The organism is Neobacillus bataviensis LMG 21833 (assembly GCF_000307875.1).
Lineage (GTDB): Bacteria > Bacillota > Bacilli > Bacillales > Cytobacillaceae > Neobacillus > Neobacillus bataviensis.
In genome coordinates this window covers 22,234-29,144 of the sequence record NZ_AJLS01000150.1, presented here as the reverse complement: position 1 = coordinate 29,144, position 6,911 = coordinate 22,234, and the positions used below count along the sequence as shown (strand labels likewise).

At 40.4% G+C, this 6,911-nt stretch carries 6 protein-coding genes; all 6 read right to left on the bottom strand.

Annotated elements, in window-relative coordinates:
- Window positions 1-327 precede the first annotated feature (327 nt).
- The 6 genes from BABA_RS23355 to BABA_RS23330 all read right to left on the bottom strand — a co-directional run bounded on the left by BABA_RS23355 (window position 328) and on the right by BABA_RS23330 (window position 6,828).
- A complete protein-coding gene (locus BABA_RS23355; protein WP_007087735.1) occupies window positions 328-1,284 on the bottom strand; it encodes a formylglycine-generating enzyme family protein in 957 nt (318 codons plus the stop codon).
- 69 nt (window positions 1,285-1,353) lie between these two features.
- A complete protein-coding gene (locus BABA_RS23350) occupies window positions 1,354-2,562 on the bottom strand; it encodes an ROK family transcriptional regulator (RefSeq protein ID WP_007087734.1) in 1,209 nt (402 codons plus the stop codon).
- A gap of 89 nt (window positions 2,563-2,651) precedes the next feature.
- Window positions 2,652-3,692, bottom strand: a complete 1,041-nt coding sequence (locus tag BABA_RS23345; RefSeq protein ID WP_007087733.1) for an ABC transporter substrate-binding protein — start codon at window positions 3,690-3,692, stop codon at window positions 2,652-2,654.
- A 22-nt stretch (window positions 3,693-3,714) separates the two neighbouring features.
- Window positions 3,715-4,509: an ABC transporter ATP-binding protein gene (locus tag BABA_RS23340; protein WP_007087732.1), complete on the bottom strand. Its 795-nt coding sequence runs from the start codon at window positions 4,507-4,509 to the stop codon at window positions 3,715-3,717.
- Window positions 4,506-5,327 (bottom strand): ABC transporter permease, encoded by an 822-nt coding sequence (locus BABA_RS23335; protein ID WP_007087731.1) that lies wholly within the window; start codon window positions 5,325-5,327, stop codon window positions 4,506-4,508. Before BABA_RS23335 ends, BABA_RS23340 begins: the two co-directional genes overlap by 4 nt.
- 25 nt (window positions 5,328-5,352) lie before the next feature.
- Complete coding sequence (locus BABA_RS23330) at window positions 5,353-6,828, bottom strand: sulfatase family protein (protein WP_007087730.1); 1,476 nt, start codon at window positions 6,826-6,828, stop codon at window positions 5,353-5,355.
- Window positions 6,829-6,911: the final 83 nt, after the last annotated feature.

The window sequence follows — 6,911 nt, the reverse complement described above, 5'->3', positions numbered from 1 at the left end:
TTGGCTTAGTTTCTTAATAGAAACTAAAAAATATTGTTTGTTGACGTTTTTGTTTGTTTAGTTTTCAAAGAACAAATGTTTCTGTCGCTCACAAGCAACTTTATTATCTTACTAAACTATCAACTGAATGTCAATAATTTTTTCATGATTATTTGTTGTCGTGGTGACGACTTGTTTTATATTACAGTAATCTTTGTGGATGGTCAATACCTTTTTTAAGTTTTTTTTAAATGATAAAATCCGCAGTAAGATTTGAGACGGATATATATATATATAGTTGGAATCCGTTCTAGAGTGAAGCAGGGGACGGTTGAACCGTCCCCTGCTTCATTTCACACATCGAAATCCCATATGTCCACTTGAGCTATCAGGGCTGACTGCACTGCGTGCTGAAACTCTGTATCGATTGCAATAGGATTTGTGGCAAAGGTAAGAGCCGCCTTTTATGATTTTATCCATTCCATTCGGCGGACCTTGGGGATTGTTCCTAGTTCCTTCTATATGATAGGAAGCACTAAACCAGTCTGAACACCATTCCCATACATTTCCGGACATATTAAAAAGACCATAATGATTGGGCGGGAATGATTTAGATGGAGCCGTTCCGATATATCCATCCCTCCCATGATTGGTATGCGGAAACTTCCCCTGCCAGATATTACAGACATGTTTCCCATCTGGATGGAGTCTATCACCCCAAGGGTATCTCTTTTGGACGAGCCCTCCTCTTGCGGCATATTCCCATTCAGCTTCAGTAGGCAGCCTTTTCCCCGCCCAATTGCAATATTCATTCGCATCATTCCATGAAACATGGACAACTGGATGATCCAAACGACTTTCAATTGTTGAACCCGGGCCTTCGGGCTGATTCCAAACAGCACCTTCGACTACCAACCACCAGGGTGTGCCGGGAACAGCTTGTTTTACATATTTATTTTTATTTTCAGGTGACAAAAACTGATAAAAAACAAATGACCAGCCATATTTTTCAGCGTCTGTTTTATAGCCTGTATCCTCAATAAAATCCCTAAATCCTCCATTTGTAACTGTACCTTCATCAATGAAAAATGGGGAAATCTCAACCTCTCTTACTGGGCCTTCTCCATCCTCTGAAAATGTATCCTTGTCATTTGAACCCATTAATGTCTTGCCGCCACTAAGAAAAATCATACCATCCTTAGTGGGGGCAGAATTTTTTTTAATTCCAATCGAAGTGGATTCAATATGAACCTGTAAACCTTGCTGTCTATTTATAGCGCAACAACTTTTTTTAGATGATTCCACCGGAGCTCCCCCTAGCTGTTTAAGTAAAATTTCGGACTTTGGCCGTTCCAAATAAATAACTACGAATTCCTAAACAAAAAGATGTGCCTTTTCAATGGAGAATGCTTCATTAATGACTAGCGCAGCAGCACCAAGTACAACTCCATCATAAGAGTCTGTTACCATAATGGGGGTATATTTTCCACCGGTTCCTACTACTCGTGATTGAACTGCCTTACGTAACGCGTCTAAAAATATATCACCTAGCTGGATCAAACGTCCTCCAATAACAATCATTTCCGGATCGAAAAAGCTGATAACATTTGCAACCCCTATTCCTAGAAATTGTCCTGCCTCTTCCACTACTTTTTGAGTGATGGAAGATCCACTCTGTAATGAAAAAACAATGTCTTCAAACGTTAAGTTCTCCCTATTTTCAAAGAAAAGCTGTTTTTCATGCGGGTTTATCTCCAATTGGTCACATACATTCTTTATGATTTTGGTCGTTGACACTAATGTTTCAAGACAACCGTAGTTGCCGCAAGAACACCGGTCTCCAAACATGTCGACCGTTGAATGTCCGATTAAACCAGATTCCCGATGATTTCCACGATGAAGCTCACCATTTACAATAATTCCACTGCCGATTCCGGCATCCGCCATGATATAAACAAAATGGTTGGATCTTACCCCTTTTCCAAACCATCTTTCAGCTAATGCGGCAACATTGGCATTGACATCTAAGGTGACAGGTATGGTAAAAGCATTTTGCAACATTCTCCGTAAAGGGACGTTGGTTACATCGTAGAAATTGGGAATCGTGATAAAGCCTTCCCTCGATTCATTGATCGGACCAGGTATCCCAATCCCTACCCCTAAAAGTTTAGATTGGTCAATTTTCTCTTCAACTAGCATCTTCTCCGTACTTTCCCTAATATAAAGAATAATGTCTGTCATACTTCCTTTATTGTTTGTTTCTTTTATTTGATAAGTGATCATGTTACCACTTAAATCGGTAATGGCCATCTTTACAGCGGAACGTCCAATTTCTATCCCGATCGAGTAGCAACAGGTACGATTGATACTTAGGAGGACTGGACGTCTTCCCCCCGAGGAATGCCCTAACCCATTCTCAATCACCAATTGTTCCTGAATCAACTTTTCAATCATTCTTGTAACGGTTGGTTGAGAAATTCCTAATCGTTTTGATAGCTCTACTCGAGAAATAGGTCCCTGTTCGCGGATAAAATTGATCAACTTATTCATTTGATACTCTTTTAATAACTCTATTATTTTCATACTACAACACCTATTATTTTTCTATTAAAAAAGAAAGGGAGGAATCTCCCCCCTTTATTTTGCCAATTATTAAACAGCCAGGAAAAGAATTACTTCTTTAATGCCTCATAAAACGGTTCAGGGCTAATGAATTTTTCTCCATCTACTACTTCTTTCATCTTACCATTTTGGACAAATAGTTTTTGAAGATTTTCAAACCATTTAACAGCCGTTCCATCTTCAAACTTACCCTTAATTTCTTCAGAGCTTAAAAACTCTGTTGTTTTAACCTGCGAACCCAAAGTTGCTTCATCGATCCCAGTGAACTCGGCTGTTAATTTAACCGCTTCCTCGATATGATCTTTTCGATAATCGTTCGCTTTTGTCCAGGCTTGTAGGAATTTTTCTACCTCTGCTTTATGTTCTTTCAAATATCTTGGGCTTACCACCCAGCTCTGAGGGAACACATACTCCGGGAAGAAATCGGTGTTGTCAGCTAGCTTTACGAAATTTTCTGCCCCAACTTGCTTTTCAATTTCAGCTGTAAATGGTGACCAAATCGCAACTGCATCAACTTGATTGGCAATAAATGCTGAAACCGCACCAGCCACTTCCATATTGACAATATTCACTTTGCCTGGATCGACTTTAGCCGCTTCAAGAGCTAAGTTCAGAACCATTTCACCAGATGTTCCTTTTGGTACTCCAACCGTTTTTCCTACTAGGTCTTTTACATCCTTTACACCTGACTTTTTCGAAGCAAGTAACATATCACCAGTATTTAAGCTATCAACGGCAATGATATTCCCTTGACCCTGTGCGGCTAGAAAAGTGGCACCAGGTCCAATATAAGCAATGTCGATGTCCCCGGAAACCATTGCCTGAAACTCTGGAGGGCCACTGTTAAACTTAACAAGATTTACTTTAATACCAGCATCCTCAAAATAACCCTTTTTCTCTGCAATGACTAATGGTGTCGCGCCATGAACATCCGGCATATACGCAATATTAATGGTTGGGATTTCTTTCTTTTCATCCGACTTCTTTTCTCCTGAAGAATTACTTTTACTAGATGTTGATGAAGAACACGCACTGATTAGCAAAGTAATAGCTAAAAGAAACATAAATAATAGTGATTTGTTTTTTCCCATCTTTTCATTTCCCCCTAGTAATCTATTTTTTTACTGCTAAATACTCTTGGTACACTTTCGACCATATTTCATTCTTGATTTCAACAAACCTTGGGGCTAATTTTGTTTCTTGTGTTCGTGGATAAGGAATATCAACATCAATAATTTCTTTAATTCTTCCTGGACGGGCGCTCATTATGACCACCCTTTGCGCTAACAAAACAGCTTCTTCGACATCATGGGTGATAAAGAAACAGGTTTTCTTCTTGTTCTCCCAAATATTGAGAAGCTCCTCCTGAAGCTGTGCTCGAGTTTGTGCATCAAGTGCACCGAAGGGCTCATCCATTAGCAATACATCCGGTTCAGCTGCGAAAGCTCTTGCAATCGCTACCCTCTGTTTCATTCCTCCCGATAATTCTTTTGGATAGGAATTCGCAAAGTCTTTTAATCCTACTAATTCTAAATACTCCATTGCCTGTTTTCTGCGCGAGCTTGGGTCAATACCTTTTAGCTTTAGGCCGAATTCAACATTTTTAAGAACGGTCTTCCACGGAAAAAGTGCGTACTGCTGAAACACAACGCCGCGCCCTTCTCCAGGCCCTTCAATTTCCTTATCATCGGCTAACACGGATCCAGATGTTTTTTTCTCTAATCCGGCCACAATATTTAACAAGGTACTTTTTCCACAACCACTTGGTCCTACAATGCAAACAAATTCATTCTGTTTAATCTCTAAATCAACATTATTAAGGGCTACTACATCCCCATTTCTTCCCTGATATACCTTAGAAAGACCCTTTACCTTAATCTTTATGTCACTTTTTACAGTTGTCATCATTTGCTCACCTCTTGCCAGCCGGCTAACTTTTTCTCCAACCATAGAACAGCTTTATCCATTACAAATCCAATTAAGCCAATTAGGATAATTCCTAAGATGACGAGATCCATTCGGAAGAAAAGACCTGCTTCCATAATCATATTTCCCAGCCCCTTGGATGCCCCTGTAAGCTCAGCTGCAACTAACGTTGTCCATGCAGACGCTAATCCTAACCGAACCCCCACAAGAATGTACGGAAAAGACGCTGGAACAACGACTTCTAAAAAGATATCTTTATCCGTAGCTCCCAATACTCTGGCTGCTTTAATAAGGGTCGGATCTACATTTCGAACACCTTGATAGATGGATACAACCATGACTAAAAAAGTTGCCACAAAAATAACAGCAATTTTTGCACTCTCACCAACGCCCAATGCAACAATGACGAGCGGAATTAAGGCAATCGGTGGGATCGTTCTAAAAAATTGAATCCATGGTTCAAACAAGGAGCGGAAAATATCGTACCATCCCATTAAAAAAGCAAATGGAATCGCTACCAAAAGTCCTAATAAAAATCCTCCTAAAACGCGGTAAATACTGGCAAGGATATCCGTGATCAATTTCTGATTCGATAGTTCCGTGACAAATGTTTTGGCAATCGTAACCGGATTGGTTAATATCGCATTAACTGATGGAATGGTGGATAAAAGCGACCATATAAGAATGCCAAACAATAATGAGACAAAGACCATGACTCTGTGATCGATCCGTTTCCAAATTGACTTTGGCTTTTCTTTTTGTACCTGGATGACTGGTTCTGTGTTTATATTACCTTGCATTCTAAGTTCCCCCTTTTTGTGCAAGCTACCGGATGGTTGGTGTATCTCCATACGCCGATGATACTTCATCATGTTGGGCAAATTTATTTTTTAGTTGATTTGCCGCCTCTTCCCAGCCTGCTTTTCGAAGATGATTCACCCACTGATCAAGAGTGACATATTTCCAAGGTCCCGTTTCAACCACTTTTTGTAAAGGATCCACCATATTTCGTGGATATCCCAGATGCTCTTGCTCCCACAAGGCTAATCGATGGTTCATTTCCTTCACAATTTCCGGGTAGTCGTGAGCCACATTTTTCGTTTGATGCGGATCATGATCCATATCGTATAAGGTTACATCATCAAAGCGATAGAGACCTGGATGATAAGTTCGGATATAATACCACCGTTCATCCCGGACAGATCGCTGACAAGTATATAAGGCATGATCCATCACTAAATACTCTCGTCCCTCTATATTTTCTCCTTTTAGTACTGGTAAATAGGAGCTTCCATCCCATCCCGAAGGTACTGATAGACCCACAAGTTCCGTAATGGTCGCAATCACATCCACATTGTAGAGAAAGCCATCATAAACAGTGCCTGGTGAAGTTACACCTGGAACCCTTACAATAAGCGGAAGATGATGGACAGATTCAGTAGCACTTGCATGCTCGCCATAAATCCCTTGCTCTCCCATGGATTCCCCATGATCCGCACTGATTACAAAACAAACCTCGTCTTCAATTCCGAGCTCGCTTAATTTGTTCAAGAGCTTCCCAATTTGTTCATCCATAAATGAAATAGCCCCGTCATAGCCGTCAATTAAATGTTTATAATCGTTTCGGTCTTTGATAGTACTTGGCATCGTTGCTGGAAAATGGTCAATGGTATGTAGAAACCTTGCAGACCGAGGAAAGCTGTCTGCTTGATGCTGTTCGATGATTTCCTCACTAGGAAATTCTTTTACTGGTGTACTTCTCCACTTTTCAAAGTATTCTACTGGACTAGTATAGAGAGTGTGTGGGTCCCAAAGTTGTATGTGCAGGAAATAATTGTCCTCCTTGCCATGCTGCTCTAGCCAAGGAATGGCCTTGGAAATGACTTCATCGGCATTTTCGTTCCCCTCTTTCAAAGTATGGGTATGCACCTCGCTCCAACCGGCGAAATACCACCATGCATGATGTCTGTCTCCAAATGAAGAAAAGGTAACCGTTTTATAATCAGCTTCACGTAAGTATCGTGTAAAAAATGGATACTTTTTTGAATGTCCATCCCCTTCAGGGTAGTAAAAGTCATATCCTGGTCCCCAATGGGTTAATGCCCCATGGTTTACAGCAAATCGTCCTGACATAAAGCTGGCACGCGATGGGACACAAGGAGATGATGCGGCATAACAATGTTGAAAACGAATTCCTTTTTCTGCAATGGAGTCCAAATGAGGTGTCGTATTACGCTCATACCCATAACAACCCATGTGGTCTGGACGGAGTGAATCAATATCTAGATAAATAATCTTCACGTTCTAGTTCCTCCTACCTGGTAAACTTAATTTCATTTTGAAATTATCTATTACCATGTTACCCCATTTAGATATCCATTTTC